General features: G+C 33.4%; 20 protein-coding genes and 1 riboswitch. Of the genes, 19 read left to right on the top strand and 1 reads right to left on the bottom strand.

Features of this window, described 5'->3' with window-relative positions:
• Positions 1-97 precede the first annotated feature (97 nt).
• The 13 genes from LY60_RS00100 to LY60_RS00040 all read left to right on the top strand — a co-directional run bounded on the left by LY60_RS00100 (position 98) and on the right by LY60_RS00040 (position 12,673).
• Positions 98-2,065 (top strand): GTP-binding protein, encoded by a 1,968-nt coding sequence (locus LY60_RS00100; protein WP_145078293.1) that lies wholly within the window; start codon positions 98-100, stop codon positions 2,063-2,065.
• A 189-nt stretch (positions 2,066-2,254) separates the two neighbouring features.
• On the top strand, positions 2,255-2,881 hold the full coding sequence (locus LY60_RS00095) for a CatB-related O-acetyltransferase (protein WP_145078290.1): 627 nt from the start codon (positions 2,255-2,257) through the stop codon (positions 2,879-2,881).
• Between the two features lie 331 nt (positions 2,882-3,212).
• Positions 3,213-4,466: a hypothetical protein gene (locus tag LY60_RS00090; protein ID WP_145078287.1), complete on the top strand. Its 1,254-nt coding sequence runs from the start codon at positions 3,213-3,215 to the stop codon at positions 4,464-4,466.
• A 56-nt stretch (positions 4,467-4,522) separates the two neighbouring features.
• Complete coding sequence (locus LY60_RS00085) at positions 4,523-5,248, top strand: ABC transporter ATP-binding protein (protein WP_145078284.1); 726 nt, start codon at positions 4,523-4,525, stop codon at positions 5,246-5,248.
• On the top strand, positions 5,235-5,978 hold the full coding sequence (locus LY60_RS00080) for an ABC transporter permease (RefSeq protein WP_145078281.1): 744 nt from the start codon (positions 5,235-5,237) through the stop codon (positions 5,976-5,978). Before LY60_RS00085 ends, LY60_RS00080 begins: the two co-directional genes overlap by 14 nt.
• Positions 5,979-5,987: 9 nt before the next feature.
• Positions 5,988-7,313 (top strand): sensor histidine kinase, encoded by a 1,326-nt coding sequence (locus LY60_RS00075; protein WP_145078278.1) that lies wholly within the window; start codon positions 5,988-5,990, stop codon positions 7,311-7,313.
• Positions 7,310-7,999, top strand: a complete 690-nt coding sequence (locus LY60_RS00070) for a response regulator transcription factor (RefSeq protein ID WP_145078275.1) — start codon at positions 7,310-7,312, stop codon at positions 7,997-7,999. The genes LY60_RS00075 and LY60_RS00070 overlap by 4 nt, the downstream gene beginning before the upstream one ends.
• Positions 8,000-8,029: 30 nt before the next feature.
• The gene (locus LY60_RS00065) at positions 8,030-8,443 is read left to right on the top strand and encodes a hypothetical protein (protein WP_145078272.1); all 414 of its coding nucleotides are present in this window, start codon (positions 8,030-8,032) and stop codon (positions 8,441-8,443) included.
• A gap of 174 nt (positions 8,444-8,617) precedes the next feature.
• Entirely contained in the window at positions 8,618-9,238 is a 621-nt protein-coding gene (locus LY60_RS00060; protein ID WP_145078269.1) for a hypothetical protein, read from the top strand.
• A 219-nt stretch (positions 9,239-9,457) separates the two neighbouring features.
• Entirely contained in the window at positions 9,458-9,916 is a 459-nt protein-coding gene (locus tag LY60_RS00055; RefSeq protein WP_145078266.1) for a helix-turn-helix transcriptional regulator, read from the top strand.
• Positions 9,917-10,151: 235 nt separating this feature from the next.
• Complete coding sequence (locus LY60_RS00050; protein ID WP_145078263.1) at positions 10,152-10,625, top strand: YbhB/YbcL family Raf kinase inhibitor-like protein; 474 nt, start codon at positions 10,152-10,154, stop codon at positions 10,623-10,625.
• Between the two features lie 244 nt (positions 10,626-10,869).
• Positions 10,870-11,727 (top strand): AraC family transcriptional regulator, encoded by an 858-nt coding sequence (locus LY60_RS00045; protein ID WP_145078260.1) that lies wholly within the window; start codon positions 10,870-10,872, stop codon positions 11,725-11,727.
• A 178-nt stretch (positions 11,728-11,905) separates the two neighbouring features.
• On the top strand, positions 11,906-12,673 hold the full coding sequence (locus LY60_RS00040; protein WP_145079717.1) for an alpha/beta fold hydrolase: 768 nt from the start codon (positions 11,906-11,908) through the stop codon (positions 12,671-12,673).
• A gap of 202 nt (positions 12,674-12,875) precedes the next feature.
• On the opposite strand, the gene LY60_RS00035 is transcribed toward LY60_RS00040, so the two are convergent.
• Positions 12,876-14,054 (bottom strand): trans-sulfuration enzyme family protein, encoded by a 1,179-nt coding sequence (locus tag LY60_RS00035; protein WP_145078257.1) that lies wholly within the window; start codon positions 14,052-14,054, stop codon positions 12,876-12,878.
• Between the two features lie 184 nt (positions 14,055-14,238).
• On the opposite strand from LY60_RS00035, the gene LY60_RS00030 reads away from it, so the two are divergent.
• The 6 genes from LY60_RS00030 to LY60_RS00005 all read left to right on the top strand — a co-directional run.
• A complete protein-coding gene (locus LY60_RS00030) occupies positions 14,239-15,132 on the top strand; it encodes a LysR family transcriptional regulator (RefSeq protein ID WP_145078254.1) in 894 nt (297 codons plus the stop codon).
• A 130-nt stretch (positions 15,133-15,262) separates the two neighbouring features.
• A riboswitch (guanidine-I (ykkC/yxkD leader) is annotated at positions 15,263-15,355 on the top strand.
• 94 nt (positions 15,356-15,449) lie between these two features.
• Positions 15,450-15,770, top strand: a complete 321-nt coding sequence (gene sugE, locus LY60_RS00025; RefSeq protein ID WP_145078251.1) for a quaternary ammonium compound efflux SMR transporter SugE — start codon at positions 15,450-15,452, stop codon at positions 15,768-15,770.
• A 125-nt stretch (positions 15,771-15,895) separates the two neighbouring features.
• The gene (locus tag LY60_RS00020) at positions 15,896-16,585 is read left to right on the top strand and encodes a radical SAM protein (protein WP_145078248.1); all 690 of its coding nucleotides are present in this window, start codon (positions 15,896-15,898) and stop codon (positions 16,583-16,585) included.
• Positions 16,586-16,738: 153 nt separating this feature from the next.
• Complete coding sequence (locus LY60_RS00015) at positions 16,739-18,082, top strand: DnaJ-like cysteine-rich domain-containing protein (RefSeq protein WP_145078245.1); 1,344 nt, start codon at positions 16,739-16,741, stop codon at positions 18,080-18,082.
• A gap of 15 nt (positions 18,083-18,097) precedes the next feature.
• Complete coding sequence (locus LY60_RS00010; protein WP_145078242.1) at positions 18,098-18,562, top strand: NUDIX domain-containing protein; 465 nt, start codon at positions 18,098-18,100, stop codon at positions 18,560-18,562.
• An 84-nt stretch (positions 18,563-18,646) separates the two neighbouring features.
• Positions 18,647-18,951, top strand: a 305-nt coding sequence (locus LY60_RS00005) for a pyridoxamine 5'-phosphate oxidase family protein (RefSeq protein WP_212633429.1), incomplete at its 3' end; no start/stop codon positions are given.

Raw genomic sequence — 18,951 nt, 5'->3', positions numbered from 1 at the left:
GCATAGCCCGAAGAATCTCATATTTTTAACAAAAATGAGATCCTTCGCTATCGCTCAGGATGACAAGTCAGGTGTGAAAAATAATTATGGAGTTAATATGAAAAAAACAATTGGAATTTTTGCTCATGTGGATGCAGGGAAGACTACCTTCACTGAACAACTTCTTTATAATACAGGCAGTATAAGAAATCTTGGAAGAGTTGATCATAAAACTTCAAGCATGGATACTAATGAAATAGAACAAAACAGAGGAATTACAATTTTTGCCGATCAAGGTGTTTTTCAATACAACAATGATACCTACTATATAATAGATACTCCCGGGCATATGGATTTCTCCGCAGAAACTGAGCGGTCCATGTCTGCTCTTGATTATGCCATTTTAATCATAAGCGGAAGCTCAGGGGTACAGGCTCACACAACAACATTATTTAAGCTGTTGAGCTCATACAATATTCCTGTTTTTATTTTTATTAATAAATGTGACATAGAAAGTTTTAATTTACAAGCAATTACAGATGATGTTAAAAATAAGCTTACTGGTGACATACTATATTTAAATTCAGCCGATGATATAATTAATCAACAAACAGCTGAATTTGCAGCAGACAGAGACGAAGATTTTTTAGATTCTTATTTGCAGGATGATTACAGTGCAGAGGATTTATTAGAGACTGTTATCAACATAATAAAAAAGAGACTTTGCTTTCCTTTAATGACGGGTTCAGCTTTAAAGGGGATTGGAATTCAAAATTTTTTAGATGTGTTTTCAAGCCTTTCTAAAACGGAATATGAAGAAAAAGAAGACAATTATTTTATTGGAAAAGTTTATAAAATACGTCACGACGAAAAAGGAATGCGACTCACATTTATAAAAGCATTGTCAGGGAAGCTGCGAATAAAGGATGAATTTACATTTATAAAAGGTGAAGCTTCATCTTCAGAAAAAGTAAATGAAATAAGAGTATATAACGGTAAAAAGTTTGAAAATAAAAATGAAATACTAGCCGGAGATGTATTTGCTGTTGTAGGTCTAAAATCCCCAATATGCGGCACAGTGATAGTATCAGGCGAAACAACAATAGACGGAGTGAGTAATTTTCACTTAACCGCTGCTCTGAAGTCTAAAGTAAACATATTAGATAAAACAGATGTCACAATATTGATGGAAAAGCTACATATTTTAGAATCTGAAGATCCTATGTTATCGGTTGCTTTCATAAAAGAAACAGAGAATATTTTAATCAGTGTAATGGGTAAAATTCAACTGGAAATATTAGAGCAGGTTATAAAATCCAGATTCGGAATATCGGTCAGTTTTGAAAAACCTCAGGTTGAATATAAAGAAACAATTAAATCAGCAGTAACGGGCTATGGTCACTTTGAACCACTTCGCCATTATGCAGAAGTTAAGCTAACACTGGAACCAACTTCCCGTGGTAGCGGCCTTACATATGAAAGTCAATGCCATGTTGACAATTTAATATTAAATTATCAAAATACAATAGAAAATCATGTGTTTGAAAAAGTTCACAAGGGTATTTTAACCGGGTCGCCAATTACAGATATAAAAGTTGTTTTAAGGGACGGCCGAGCTCATATAAAACATACTGTAGGCGGTGATTTCAGAGAAGCTACATACAGAGCGATCAGACAGGGGCTGGAAAAAGCAGAATCTATTTTGTTGGAGCCGTTTTACAGCTTTGAAATTTATGCAGAAGAAACATATATGGGAAGAATAATGTCTGATATACAAAAATTAAGGGGCATTTGTGAAGCACCTGTTCTTAATTGTGGAAATGTTTATATAAAAGGCAGAGGTCCTGTGGAATCATTTATGGATTACAGCGTTGAACTTATTTCATTTACAAAGGGAACCGGAAGCATAAGTTTAATGTACGATGGATACGATGTGTGTGAAAATGCAAATGATGTGATTTTAAGAATAGGCTATGATAAAGAAAGAGATGTGGAAAATACTTCAACATCTGTATTTTGTGCAAAAGGAACTTCTTTTACCGTGCCATGGTATGAGTCAGAAAAGTACATGCATACAATTAATTAAAGTTAACAACTTTATATATTTAGATTATAATAAATATAAAAGATTGACCTGAAATAATTTTTATATATACTAAATTTAAAAGTTGATATTAACTATGATTGAATTATATTAATCAGGTAGGTGATAAGGTGAAAATATGCATTGTAATTACTGGAATAGTTAAATAAAAATATAACTTAGGAGGTTTTTATGGCTATTCCAGATAAAAAAATATATCCGAGAACCAATGACTTTGAAACAGTATATTTGAAAGGTGTAATTACAAATCCCAATATCGTAGTTGACGATTATACAATTTATAATGATTTTGTTTCTGATCCTACGCTTTTTGAAGTGAATAATGTATTATATCACTATCCTATCAATAAAGACAGATTGATTATTGGAAAGTTTTGTTCCATAGCTTGTGGAGCAAAGTTTATTTTTACCAGTGCAAACCACACTCTTAAATCACTTTCAACTTATCCATTTCCGATTTTTTTTGAAGAATGGAATTTAGATAAAAAACATGTTATTTCTGCTTGGGATAATAAGGGTGATATTGTAATCGGTAATGATGTTTGGATAGGATATGAAGCAGTTATCCTATCAGGAGTTAATATTGGCGATGGAGCAATTATAGGAGCTAGAGCAGTTGTAACAAAGGATGTAGCTCCATATACAGTTGTTGGTGGCATTCCTGCAAAAGAAATCAAAAAGCGTTTTGATGAAGAGACAATTAAAAAATTACAGCAATTGCAATGGTGGGATTGGTCTTTTGATAAGATTAGGCAACGTTTGCCATATATTATGGATGGGAGCGTTGATAAGCTGTAATTATAGCATAAGGGACGGTTATCGTAAACCGTCCCTTATGGTTACCAAAGGCTGAGGAGACGGTTCTTAAAAATGTTGAAAAGATGGGTTCTTCGGACCACGCCCTCAGATGACACGGTCAAATGAGACTTTGTCATCAAGTTAAAAAGCAAGCAGCTTTTTGCTATGATTTCTAAATGCGTTTCGATACGGAATTCTAATTGGCTAAAAGATTTAATAAATTGTTAATAACTAGTTTATAGTTATTCAAGACCTATAATGTATTATATAATTGTACTACAAAGATGCTTAAGCTATGGTAGTAAATAGTTTTATAGGAGGGTTTAGAATAATGAAGTTTAGCAAAAAAACAGCTACGGTATGTGCGTTTGTCCTCGGGGCTATGATTTTAACAGCGACAGCATTTGCTGATACAATGCTTGGATCAGGATTTAACAGCTTGAAAAACTCTGTAAAGTCAACTATGACAAAATTGACCGGTGAAGTTGATAACTTCAGTGCTGATATGATAGTGTCTGTTAAAGTTGATGGTAAAGTTATTTCAGAATCAACTAATAATATTAAAATAGATGTTTCAAATCAGGCCGAAGAAATGAGCGAAAGAACTTTAAATAAAGGAAAAATAACTGAAAGCTACAGGTACAATGATATAAACCAAAGCATATACAATAATGCTGAGGATGATTCATACACAGTTGTAGAAAAAAGAAAAAATAATAATGACAGAAAAATAATTGATAATCCTTTTGAAGAAGAACAGGTCAAGGATGCTGAAAAGATTCTTGATGCATTTGTAGGAAACTTACAGGATATAATCCAATTGGAAGAATCAGGCGGAAAGAAAATGTATATTGGAAATTTATCAGACACGCAAATTCCTCCCCTTGCAAATGCCATATCATCATTTGCCTTCAAGTATGCAATTCTTGATGAGTGGAATGCCAAGAGACTGAATATTCCAAGTCCTAAATCAAACATATACCTGGTAAATGCTTCCGGTAAGGCAGTTGAAAATGAAGATGGCATTATAGAAAGTGGTATTTTTACTGCAAGTATATCTGCAAAGGATAACGAAGGCATTGAACACATATACTCTCTGGATTTTTCAATTGACATAAAGGATATTAACAACACAGTTGTTGCAGCTCCAAATTTAGTTGGTCATGAAGTTACATATAACAAAGAAGGTTATGAATTTGACAGCAAATATATCGGTAAATACAAAAATGATATTGTAGAAACAAAAGGCAACTCATTTGAAAAGATTGGAGAAAGATTCATAGAAATCACTTCTGTTAAAGATGGCAATATAAAAGGCAAATATTATGAAGTGTATAATGAGGGGTATAAAGCTGAAAGTATCAGAAGCTTTGACTTTTATTCCAATTATGATGAGTCAATCTATTTTACAAAGCTGCATTATTTAAATGAAAATGGTGAAAAGAAAACCGGAATTATCCATCAAAACGGACAACAAAACATTAACGTATCATTTGATGTTGAAATAGATGAAGAAAACGGTGGGTATTCTTATTCCAATTATGATGATGAATTTGACAGTAACTTTGTAAGGATATTTGAGTAAGCCAAGGTGCAAAAGCCTTGGCTTTTGCACCGTAAAGCTTTAAAGGAGGAGAAATATTGGATAAAGCAATTGTAATTGAAGACTTGTCAAAGATATATAAAAACAATCGCGGCATACAGCGCCTTAATTTAGAAATTGAACGTGGAGAAATTTTCGGATTTTTAGGACCTAACGGAGCTGGAAAAACCACTACCATGAAAATTATGGTCGGCCTTATGAAAGCTGATAAGGGCGATGTTAAAATAAACGGTTACAGTATTTCTAATGAATATGAAAATGCTATGAAAGACATTGGATGCATTGTAGAAAATGTAACTCCATTTTCTTATCTGTCTGCTTATGAAAACATGCAGTTATGCGGCAGATTTCATAATGAAGTTAATGGAACACGAATTGATGAGTGCCTTGAAATCACCGGACTTATTAAATATAAAAATGAAAAAATAAAGAATTATTCCCTTGGAATGAAACAAAGACTTGGTATAGCCATGGCAATTTTGTCAAATCCTAAAATTATAATTTTGGATGAACCTTTTAATGGTCTGGATGTTGAAGGAATGGTTGAAATGAGGGAATTAATAATTAACTTGTCAAAAAAGAATAAAACAACATTTTTTATTTCCAGCCATTTAATTCACGACATAGAGCTTACATGTGATAAAGTTGGAATTTTATATGGGGGGAAACTCATAAGTGTTGAAAAGACCAGTAATATTCTAAAAAACTATTCTTCCTTGGAAAACTATTATTTAAGCGAGGTAGATTTAAATGCAAATTATTAAAGCAGTCTATATAAATGAAATGTTTAAAATCTCAAAAAAGAAAAAAATCTGTACATCATTGATATTCTTGTTGCTGTCTGTTATTGTTGCAGCAATTGTGGTATATTCCTTGAATAACTTTGCAGGAGTAAGTGTAACAGGTAGTTCAGAATTTTCGGTTATGGTTTTGACAATTTTAAGCTACTCACTTTTCCCGCTTTTTACTGCATTTATTTGTATAGATATGTTTGCAGGTGAATTTGCTGATCATACCATTAAATTTACCCTCACTGGTCCTGCTTCAAGACTTAATGTATTTTTGGGTAAAATTCTTGCTATTGCTACATTTATAGCCAGCAATCTTATTGTAGTTGCTGTTTTATCTTTTTTATTTTCATTATTTCTAAATGGAGGGATTTCAAATCCTTTAAGAATAATAATATCTTACATAATGGCATTCTTGCCCATTTTTATCTTTGCATTGACAGTTGTTTTGATTTCTAATTTTTCAAGGGGTACAACAAGTGCCTTTATGTTTTCAATTTTTGTGTTCCTGGTGTTTGTTGGATTAAGTGTGGCTTTCCCTCAAATTAAGAGTTTTTTGTTTACTTCTTCATTTGACTGGTACAAGCTGATTTTAGGAAGCTATATTAATGTTGGAAAGATTTTCAGAATATTTCTTATTTTGCTGGGTTACGGTTTAATGTTATTTGCAGCAGGTTATTATTTGTTTGAAAAAAAAGATATTTAGGATGATATTATGAATTTAAAACAAAGATTTTTAACACAAAGCATATTAATTCTAATAGGTACAATAGTTATTACCGGCTGCTTTGGATTTGCCTATGACTATTTTTACAACATATTAAATGAATCTCATGCAACCAGTGGTGTTGGTCAAACGGCTGTTGTTGTAATTGAGGATGATAATATTGTATATAACAGCGAAGATTTTACTATGCTGCAGATTAAAGAAGTGTTAATGAATCTAAGTGTTGATAATGATTATTATGAATATGAGAATAAAAGATACAGCATAAGTGAAGAGAATTTTATTAAGCAGGATGGAGTTACTTATAGAATAATAACACTTAATGAAGTTATATGTGTTGGTGATTATTATAGATCCTTTATAACCTTTGTTATTATTACATTTTTAATAATCTTTGTTATAGCAAGCATAATTGTTCAGAAACAAAACCTTAAAAACATAATAATTCCAATTACTGATTTGAAAAAGGAAACTGAGAAGCTTAGAATCGGTGAGCTTGAGACAGCAATCACGGAAAAGGGCTATGGGGAAGTGAGAGAGCTTGGAGTTGCTATTGAACAGTTGCGTCTTCAGCTTAAGAATTCAATATATTATCAGCAAAAAGTTGATGAAAACAGAAAGTTTTTAATATCAAGCATATCTCATGATCTTAAAACTCCAGTAACATCCATAAGGGGATATATAGATGGTGTTCTGGACGGTGTTGCAGACACTGATGAAAAGAAAAAATATTACTTATCAAATGCTATTGAAAAAACAAAGATGATAAATACAATGATTGAAGATTTATTGTTATATTCCAAGCTGGATTTAAATCAGATGACATTTGAGAAGGATAAGGTAGATATTATAAAATACATGGACAGCTGTATTGAAGAATGTTCAGAAGAATTCAACCGTGAAAATAAACGATTAATATTTGAGAATAATCTTTCAACTTCATATTTTGTTACTATGGATGTTACAAAATTTAAGCGAGTTGTACAAAACATTATGGACAATGCCAAAAGAAACATTGAAAAGCATGAAGGTCAGCTAAGAATCATATTAAGAGAAACTAATTCCTCAGTCATAATAGAATTTAAGGATAATGGAAAAGGAATCAGTGAACATGATCTTCCGCATATTTTTGATAGATTTTATAGAGCCGACACTGCCAGAGAAGTTAAGGGCTCAAGTGGACTGGGACTGGCAATAGCAAAGCAGATTGTAGAGGGTTTAGACGGACGAATTTGGGCAGTCAGTGAAATTGGTCATGGAGCCTCGATTATTATTTCATTAAAAAAGGTTAGAGACGAGGGAGTGATAATATGAAAAAGATTTTAATTATTGAAGATGATATAAGCATATCAGAACTTCAAAAAGATTATTTAGAAATGAGCGGCTATGAAGTACTATGTGCTTTTGACGGTATCTCTGGTCTTGAACATATTAAAAATGAATGTTTTGATTTAGTTATTTTAGATTTAATGCTTCCTCAAAAGCATGGTTTTGATATATTAAGAGAGATAGCTGATTCAAAACAAATACCAGTGCTGATTGTGTCTGCAAAATCTGATGAAACATTTAAGATTAAAGGGTTAAACCTTGGAGCCGATGATTACATAACTAAACCTTTTGGTATGGGTGAACTGGTAGCGCGGGTGAACAGCCACATAAAAACATATGAAAAGTTAAAACAGGTCCCCAATTCTAATAAGAAGCTGATAATAGTCGGAGCTTTATCTATCGATAAGCAGGACCGAAGGGTTTACATAGATGATAATGAAGTTATCTTAACCCAAAAGGAGTTTGACCTGCTGGTTTTTCTGGCAGAAAATCCTAACAGGGTTTTTGATAAAGAAGAGTTGTTTGAAAGGGTTTGGGGTTATGACTCTTTATCTGACGCCTCTACCATAACTGTGCATATTGCAAGAATAAGAGAAAAGATTGAAACAACTCCTGACAGACGTCAATATATTGAAACTGTCTGGGGAGCCGGATATAGATTTAAAGTATAATGAATATTTAATAGTAAGGCAGGTGGAGTAATGGATATTGAAGCATATTTTAAAAAAGTATATACCGTTGCTTATATGTTAACCGGAGAAGAAAAAATTGCGGAAGAAATAGCTGAACTTGCAATAACTAATACTGTAGAACAATTGAACGCAGATAATAAAGTTTCAGCAAGCATGCTGCAATTGACAATTTTAGAGTTAGTAAAAATTTTTCTTAAAATGCCTAAATCATACAGTGATGATAATATAATAAGTATGCAGAAGGCTTTATTAGCCCTTAAGCCTATAACCAGAGCTGTAGTTATATGGAAAGACGTGTTAGGCTTTAAACTATCAGGGGACATACCTGTTTTTGACTATACTTATGAAGAGCTTGTCGTAGAACTTGTTTGTGGCAGGAGAGAGCTTAAAGAGTATGTTAACTTATGCAATTGCGGCTCTTAATGGGAGGCTTTTATTAGTTATTTTACTGCATGAAAGCATGATTTTTCAGACAATATTGACTGTATAAATTAAAAATATAAAAAATTTTAAAAAAATTTCTGCTTGTACCCTAAACTTTAAATTTATTATTTCGAATTAATCTAATTGGGTGTGGGGTAAAAACTAGGAGATTAAATGGAAAACAGTCAGTACTATTCATCTTCATCGCAGTCGTCAGAGAAAAATAATTCCATACACACTGCTTGGGGAATGGTAATTATTTTTCTAATCATTTTTTGCTTAAGTATTATTAATCATTACGGAAATACAGTCTTAACAGTACAGCTCCTATACATTCCAATATTTATTTCAGTAATGGTTTTTGGAGTTAAAGTTGGTATAGCTACTGCTATTTTTGCTGGAATATCGGTTAAACCATTTATAATGCTGTATGCTATGTCAAATTCGACAAATGCAGCTTCCCTTTATATTACTCAAATTTTAATGTTCTTAGTATCTGTTGGGTTTTTCAATATAATAATAAAATATTATAAAAATTTCAAAGAGCTTGTAAAAGCTATGCCTTATCAGGTCACACATACAGAAAACACCAATGTACTAAAGTTTAATTTAAACAATGTTATAGCTGCAATCAAATATATAAATATTTCTTTTACAATTTTCGAGTATAAGAATTTAAATTTTATTAATTCAAATATTAATTTTATATCTGGGAAAAAAAGTTACGAACTTATTATCATAAATAATTATCCTGAAAACAGACTTAAAGAATTAAATGAAATCATTGCCAGTTAGTAATTAGTTCAGCAGAAAATTTAACACATATAAGAAATTATTTTAGTATTCAAATAAAGTAATTTCTTTTTTTATTGCCGGATGATAAACTTTTAATATCATCTATAGGGGATATATAAGTTAATGGGTAGAAAGTGACGTAAATATGACCATTCGCTATTTATGGTAAATACAAGGACATCTTTAAATGCTACCATTTTCATAGAAAGGAGGGATAATTTGAATCAACAAAAAATTGGCGAATTTATTGCTGAACTCCGAAAAGAAAAAGAAATGACACAGGCAGAGCTTGGTGAAAAACTTGGGGTGACAAACAAAACCATCTCTCGATGGGAAAATGGCAACTATATGCCAGATATATCTTTAATGCAATTCTTGTGTGAAGAACTTGGAATCAGTATTAATGAATTTTTAAGCGGAGAGAGACTCAGTGATGAGGTCTTCCGCGAAAAGGCTGATAACAATATAATTTCTTCTCTAAACCGAGAGAAGTTAGTTCGCAGAGAAAAGAGGGCTAGTGATTTTTTTGAAGGAGCAGGAACAGGTATTTTGTTGTCCACCTTATATTCTCCAGATTCTGTGAGAAGAACAGCAGCTATTATTATTGGTATAACAATGATTTTCATAGGTTGGTATTTCAGAGCAAAATTAGACAGATATATAATTGATAAGTCATAGGTAAGTCATAGGGGACGGTTCTCTCTGGCAGATCAAACTTAAGGTAACTTAAGGTGCCACATAGCAAATTACCTTTAGAATATTTATTGACTTAGATATTTTAAAGGTATATTGTTATGTTAAAAGAAACTTACTTCATGGCATTTACATAATTGTGTTCTTTATATAGCTGAATAAATCTTGTTGTGAAGTCAGCTATAGAAAAATCTATGGAAGGCTGAAAGGAAGTAGCAATATGAAAGAAATGGAAATAATAAGTCCATCATTTATAAATAATGGATACATGCCCAAGAAGCATACTGGTTTTGATGTAGATATTTCTCCAGAGTTTCAATTATTAAATCTTAGTGATAATGTAGTATCTATTGCCATTATTATGGACGATTTGGACATTCCTTTAAGAAAAGCTCTTAACCACTGGTTAATATGGAATATCCCTAAAACAGATAAAATCCCTGAAAATATACCGTACGGTTCGTCAGTATCTTTGTTGAATAATGCAATTCAGGGGGTTGCTTATGGTAGGAACAGGTATAGAGGGCCGAAGCAGCCAGTCTTTGTCAGGAATACACATAGATATATTTTTAACTTTTATGCACTTGATTGTTTCTTAAATTTGGACAGCCATGCAAAAAAGAAAGATTTAATTGAAACTATGAGTGGACATATCATTCAGCAGGGAAGTATAACTGGCAAATACAAAAGATAAAATAATTTTTATTAATAAACTAGCCATAATGAGCTGTGTTCCAAGAATATAATTTATTCTGTGTAAATGGAACGAAGGGCGATTCTTTGTGACAAATCAATAATTTACAATTTCCAGAGAACAGAACTAAAAAATAATGGTCAGAAAGTAGTTCTCAGTGACCATTCAGACAAAACAGAACACAAAAAGTCGGGAAATAATTTTTGAAAAGAGTTAAGATAGTTATACAGACAGGGGTGATGATATGGAGTGGATTGAGGGAATCGGAGAAGCTATCAACTATATTGAGGAAAATATCACAGAAGAAATTGCAATAGAAAATATTGCAAGAAAAGTATTTATGTCTCCTTTCTATTTTCAGAAAGGATTTGCAATGCTTTGTGGTTTTACAGTTGGAGAGTATATCAGACAACGCAGGCTTGCTATTGCCGGCAGTGAGCTTGTTGCCACTAATGAAAAAATCATTGATATTGCACTGAAGTATGGATACGATTCACCGGATAGTTTCACAAAAGCTTTTACCAGATTTCATGGAGTTACACCTACTGCTGTTCGAAGGGACGGGGCAATGATTAGATCTTTTGCTCCGCTGAAAATCAAATTTATGTTGGAAGGTGGTTATATTATGGATTACAAAATTGTTGAAAAAGATTCGTTTACTGTAATGGGGGTATCAAAAACTTTCAATTACGAAAATGCAACTAAGGAAATACCGCAGTTCTGGACAGAACATTATCAAACTGGTAAAGGGAAATATGTTTGCGGAATGTATGGAGTATGTATAGATGAAAGCATGGGTTCAAATGAGTTCGAATACTTGATTGCAGACAATTACAATCCATCTATGGAAATACCTAAAGATTTTGTTACTAAGATTATTCCTAAACACACATGGGCTGTTTTTGCATGCAAGGGTGCAATGCCGAAATCTCTTCAGGATACGAACAAAAAAATCTTCTCAGAGTGGCTTCCTAATTGCAAGGATTATGAAATTGCAGCAGGCTACAATATTGAAATGTATACTGATGTAGCTGATTATCCGCAAGGCAGTCAGGATGAAAACTACTACAGTGAAATCTGGATTCCTGTTAAGAAAAAATAACTGCATAAGGTGGCAAGTCCCGCGCCATAGAGATACCACTTTGGCAATTATATATTAACCTAATAATATACCATTAGAATATTTATGATATTTTAATGGTATATTGTTATATAATTAAAATCTAAAAAGTTTTATGGGAGAACTAAAAGTATTTGAATTAATTAAATTAGGGGGTACTATGTCATATTTTAAATATCAATCTAAAAATATATTTTATGAAGAAATTGGAACAGGTAAGACGTTATTGTTTTTACATGGAAATACAGCATCTTCAAATATGTTTCTTAGCATAGTTGAAAAATATGCCTGTGAGTACAAAGTAATACTATTTGATTTTTTAGGGCATGGGAAATCAGATAGGCTGCAATGCTTTCCTGTGGATTTATGGTATGAAGAGTCCAAACAAGTGATTGAATTCTTGAGACAAAAAGAATACAGTGATGTATTCCTTATAGGAAGCAGCGGTGGTGCGCTGGTTGCTATTAATGTTGCTTTAGAAAATCCTGATTGTGTTAGAAAAGTTATTGCTGACAGCTTCGAAGGTGAAATACCCCTTGAGTTGATTACTTCAAATATTGTTAGAGATAGGGAATTCTCAAAACAAAACGACCAGGCAAGAATGTTCTATAAAGCTATGCAGGGAGACGACTGGGAGAGTGTTGTGGATAATGATACGAATGCGATTGCTGAGCATGCAAAATCAATTGGCCGATTTTTTCATAAACCACTTTCTGAATTGCATGCAGACATATTAATGACCGGAAGCAATGAAGACGAATTTGCTGCTAGTGTAGATAAGGATTTTTATCGAAAAACTTATTCAAAAATGATAAAAGATATAGGACATGGAAATATATGTATTTTTGAGCATGGGTGGCACCCTGCAATGTTGTCTAATCAAGCTGAATTCATTGAAGAAACCTTAAAGTTTTTAGCTGATAAATAATTTAAAAGTAATAACAAGACTATTTAAACAGTAATGAAATGAAATAAAGAAAGATTTACTTCAGAATAGAAGTATAACCGGCAAATATAAACGATAATTACAACAAAACTACATTTTATGTGGAAGTCACAACTTCAATATGAGAGCAATAAGATTGTAAGTAGTCATAGGGACGGTTTCTCTCGAGAAACCGCCCCTATGACTACACAAGATTGCAGGATTCAAAGGCATGCTGCAAATCATCTATTAAATCTTCAGCATCCTCCAAACCTACGCTGAACCTGAAAAAACCCTCTTGGAAAATTTGGGGGTAGTGCGGAAGTTTATCGCTGTCTTTATTATAATAAACAATCAAGCTTTCAACATCTCCTAAGGACACAGCATGGCTAATTAGCTTCAGTTCATTGAGGAACTGCTGATGAACCTGCTCATCTCCTCTGAGATCAAATGAAATCATGCCAGAATACTCATTATGCATAAGTGCTTTTGCCAGTTGGTGCTGAGGGTGACTCTCTAAGCCAGGATACCACACGAAACGAACAGCTGGACTTTCTTCCAAAAAACGAGCGACATTTAGTGCGGTACAGCTGTGCTGAGCCATTCTCATTGGAACTGTAACCAATCCCCGCGCAATCAGCCATGCATTAAATGGACTTAGGATGCCGCCATAGTTAACCATTGCAATTTCCTTGACTTGATCTATTAGCTCCTTTCGTCCCAATACACATCCACCCAAAGAATCACCGTGACCGTTAATATATTTAGTCATACTGTGAATTTCCAGATCTGCTCCCAGCTGCAGTGGAACCATACAAATTGGACCAGCAAAGGTAGCATCCACTGAAAGTAAAGCACCAGCATTATGAGCAATCTCTGCAATTGATTTAATATCGCTGATTCCAGTTGTTGGATTCCCAGGCGTTTCTATGTGAATCAATCGTGTGTTAGGACGAATTGCAGCACGAACGGAATCTGTATCTGTTGAGTCAACAAATGTAACTTCAACTTTATATTTCTCAGGCAGATATTTTCGAAACAACAGATTTGTTGCACTGTAGCATACTTCTGAAATAACTGCATGATCTCCTGAGTTCAAAAATGGTATAAAAATCCCGGTCAATGCAGCCACGCCGCTTGCAAATATGGCACAGTCTTCAGCACCGGTCAATGCACAAAGTTTATCCTGTAAAACCATCTGGTTCACATTGCGATTTCGGGCATAAATATTGCTTTGTGTACCGCTCCAATCCACAGGAGTTCCGTCTGTCGGTATACGATAGTTCGAAGTCATGTAAATTGGCTGATTAATTGCCCCAAATGTATCGTCCCTCCTTACACCTCCATGCACAGCGATGGTTTGTGTTTTTTTTGTTCCTTCCATTGTATCCACTCCTTTTTATTATGTTTACGGAAAAGTAAATTTCTTTCTTCACTTTAAACAAATAATATCACCCATTAATCAATCTGTAAAACAAATGGTTTTGATAAAATCAATCAAAAATTTTGATTGATTTGGTTGCAGTAATAATATATTATGTAATTATCAAATAAAGCTGGAGACCAGGATGGAAATTCGAAACTTAAATACTTTTTTAAAGGTAGCTGCACTGCAAAATTTTACGCAGGCAAGCCGGGAACTGGGATATTCGCAGTCAAACGTCAGTGCACAGATTCAACAATTGGAGCGGGAAGTAGGAGCACAATTGTTTAACAGGATAGGTAAGAACATTTCTTTGACTCAGTATGGTGAAGAATTGTTGCCTTATGCGCAACAAATTGTATCCACTTCATTGCGTATGGAAAACTTTTTAAAGTCTGATGAGGAGCTTGGAGGTACTGTACGTATCGGTGTAGTTGAGTCTCTTTTTGAGTTGCTTATGGAGGACACTCTTATTAGGTTTCATCAACGTTTTCCTCGTGTAAAAGTTGAGCTGGATGTTGATGCTACAGCAACTTTGAAGGATTGTTTACAAAATGGGATTTTAGATGCGGCATGCCTGATTGATGATCCTTTATCGAAAACAGAATGGCGATGTTGGCACGCAGTTAATATTCCGGTTGTAGTCATTGCCAATCCTTCACATCCATTTTCGGAGCGACATGAGATTAAGCTTGAGGAATTGGCTGGACAAGAGTTTGTTTTGATGGAGGAATCGGCTCCATACAGCGTTAACTTTCAACGTATTATGGCTGAACATCAAATAGAATTAAAGCCTTTTCTTAAACTGCAAAGCACTCATATGGCAAAAAGACTTGTTGAAAGAGAGCAATTTTTATCCCTGCTTCCTCTTTATGCGGTACAGTCTGCAGTAGAGCAGGGACATATCAAGGTACTTCAGATTCCGGAGTTAACACAGATGCAGGCAGTTCAGGTTGTACTACACAACAATAAGGTTGTAACACCCCAAGTAGAAGGATTTATGGAAGAACTGAGGACAGTAATTCGCCATAAGGCTTAAGTAATTGGTAAAGCACTCAAATCCAAGACTTTGATAGATATTGCAGGAATAAAAAGAAATTTATAAAAATTTAGTTGACTTAGATCGACTGCTGTGCTAAAGTAGCTACAAGTTGCAACTACAAATTTATATTTTAGTTTTCTAGGGTTCCGCAGTTATACTGGCAGGTCCGAGAGAAAGCGCACAGTTATTGTGTACACGGAAGGATAAAAGCCTGGGAGATATTTTAATAATATTTCTTATGGCTTTTTTATTATTTTTGTTTTCTGTTAAAAGCCATGAGATAATACTATGCTCATTTTAAGGAGGTAAAGTTTATGGAGTGGATTTATTTGGTTACAGCTGGTTTTTTTGAAGTAGGTTGGGCAATTGGATTAAAATATTCACAAGGGTTTACAAAAATGTTGCCCAGCGCAATAACTGTTGCAGGAATGGTTGCAAGTTTTTATTTCTTGTCATTGTCTTTAAAAAGCTTGCCACTTGGCAACGCATATGCAATTTGGACAGGTATAGGAACTGTGGGCACAGTAGTCTTAGGTATTATTTTATTCAAGGAACCTATTAATGTAATGCGTATAATTTGTATTGCATTAATAGTTGTTGGAATCGTTGGTCTAAAATTAATATCAGCAGATTAAAATTCGAACTCAGATTTCACTAATAAAAGATGGTACATGAAGATTTAGTAAAAACATGCAACTCTTCAATTCTTGGTATTAATAATCATAAAAATTAATAGTGTAATTTAAGGAGGATAAAGATTATGGGTATTTTCAGTTATAAAGATGTTTATGTAGAAAACGGGAAAAGGGTGCTAGAAGTTAACATACTTCCGGAAAAGTATTGTAACTTTGACTGCATATTTTGTCCTATCGGAAGGTCACAAAATAAGGTAGATACACAAAAATCATTTGATAAAATGGATAGTTCATTGACTGAGTTGGAAAATATGATTGATAGAACAAAAGCAGAATTGGTATTCATTAACTCAAAAGGTGAAGCTTTAGTTAATCAAAAAATTATTGATATTATCAATATTATTAAAGGTAAAGGGCTTCCTGTTAAACTGCTGTCAAACGGTTATATTTTAAACAGACCAGAGTATGAAAAGATTGCTAACATGTGTGATGAAGTAATAGGTGAGATAAAGGTGAGTTCTAATGAAGATTTTCAAAAAATACAGCGCCCAATCGAAGGTTATACTTTCGAAGAGCATATCTCAAACATGAAAGCTTTCAGAGAGCAGTATAAAGGCAAATTTATATTAGAAGTAACTATTATTAAGGGTTATAATGATGATGAAGAGTCAGTTGAGAAGATAAAAAACATTATTGAGGAGATATCTCCCGGCAAATTAATCATTGCAAGAATAGAAGATGAAATATTTAAGAAAAAACTTGGTTTATCCGATGAACGATTTAACGAAATTTCTAATAAGCTTCAAAATATTTAGTAATGGTAAACAAAGATGCTCATATTTGCTATATTGCAAGAAGGTAAATTGACGATGGATTTATTAGGAAATATTTGGTACAATATATTTAAAAGTAAATGTTTTTCTAAAAAAATAAGACGAAGATAATATATATTTGAAGGGGATGATTGTATGCGCTTAAAAAATTTTATGTGCATGGTGATTTTAATGATGTCTTTATCGGCTTGTTCAAAAGCAAATGACAACATAGTTTCTGACATAACACAGGAAGTTGGGGCTAAAGAAAACGTAACAAATGAGATTGCAAATAACGAAAAACCCAATATTACATGTCAAGACTTTTCAGAATCAATCCCTTTATCTATGTATTATGCAATAGCTGAGCTTTCTGATAATGAATATGAATGTCTTGATCAGGAATTTAAATGGCTTCAATCCTATTTTAATGAAATAACTATGAAAGAGGCCAGTACTAGTGATTTAACTATTTCTTTTGTTGATTGGGTAAGAGAAAATTACGTGAATTTGTCTGATGAAGAAGAGCAAATTCTGGCCAAAGAACAAAATACATTACAGGAATTGTGCCTGATAATACAATTAAGAATCCAAAATAATGAAATATCTCTTATACAATCAAATACTGAAATAGCAGGCACAAATGAAAATCCCATTGATATTCCAAACACTAACTCTAATGACTCAGCTTTTGATTCATCCAATAAATCAACTAAATCAACTGACAAAAACAGTTTAGAATGTCATGCATTAGTTGATTATGATGAAAAACAATTTGTTCACATTGTTACTTCAACCTTCCCTGAAGAAAACTTTTATTTTGATGAGGGAAAAGAACTGCATGTTAAAATCGGGTCTATGATAGACGGGCCCAGCGTTATTATTTATATTTCAGACAGAATTGAACCAGGAAAAAATTATTCCATGGAGGGTGATACTGGGTTTTCTTTTATGAATCCTGATGCAATGTTCAATGCAGGTTTATCATACAACACTATGTTTGGAATTGCAAACTATGATCAGCACACCATTCCGGATAGTCTAGGAGATGCATTGGAAAGTGCAGAACTATGTGTAAAATCATGGGACAGAACCACAGGTATAATATCCGGAACAATAAAGCTTGAAGACCAATTTAATAATGTTTATAAGGCTTCTTTTAATGACAGTTATCTTTCTTTGAATCATCCTACAAGAAGTGATGAGTATATTGAATATCTTAGAAACAGTACACAGCCAGAAAGTGGTCAATACGTTCCTGACGGCTTCACATTGCCTGATGCCAGTGAACTTTTGCCTAAGGAGATTCCATGTCATTATTGTTCAAATGGAAAAGAAGAATGCACCATGTGTGTGGGTGGAACAACGCTTCAATATAAAACAGATCCTTACGGAGGATATGGCAGCTATGCAGAAGTTAAATGTCCTAAATGTGGCGGCGTAGGATGGGTTCCATGTTCATTCTGTTTTGGTGACGGGACAATTTTAGTACTGGAATAGTCATGGGGGACTTAAATGGAAAAAATTTTTAATATTGATGAAATAACATTTGGTGAAAGACTTGAGAATACAGATTATTTTCAAAGAAAGGCTGTATATGGTATTGTAATAAGCAGTGAGGGTAAAATAGCAACAATTGAGACACCAGGTGGCTATTTTCTGCCGGGAGGCGGAATCGAAAACAACGAAAGCCATGAAATGTGCCTAAAAAGAGAATTTCTTGAGGAAACAGGTTATGAGATTACTGTTGGAAATTATATAGGCAGGTCGTCCATGTATCATATAGCAAAAAATTACAGATACATGCATGGCATAGGTTTTTTTTACTTTGCAGATTTATATTTTAGGAAAAATAATGGCATAGAGAAGGATCATAAATTGATTTGGTTAGAGCCATCTGAATGTATCAATTGTTTGTTTTTTAAACATCAGTCATGGGCAACAGCAAAAGCCATGAACATTAAGGGATTAACTGTATAAAGCTTTAATAAGAGAAATCACAGACATTTGTGTAGTAATTATATTCAAACAAAATGTATAGGGATGAAAGTGAGGAAATAGTCAATGTTTAGAGAAATGAGAAGAAACAAGCAATTGTTATCAATGGAGGACACAATATCTGTAATGGGCAGATGTACAAATGGAGTTCTGGCATGTTTAGGGGACGATGATTATCCATATGCAGTTCCTGTTAGTTATGTCTATTATAATGAGAAAATTTATTTCCATTCAGCAAAGGCAGGACATAAAATAGATGCAGTTGCTAAAAACCCAAAGGTGTCTTTTTCAGTAATAGACGAAGATACCATAGTAAGCAAAGAATATACTTCATATTTTCGCAGTGTTATAGCCTTTGGAAAAGCAAGAAT

Source organism: Sedimentibacter saalensis (genome assembly GCF_007830175.1).
Taxonomy (GTDB): Bacteria; Bacillota; Clostridia; order Tissierellales; family Sedimentibacteraceae; genus Sedimentibacter; species Sedimentibacter saalensis.
Note: the sequence above shows the minus strand (reverse complement) of the source record. Positions and strands in the feature narration are given on the sequence as shown.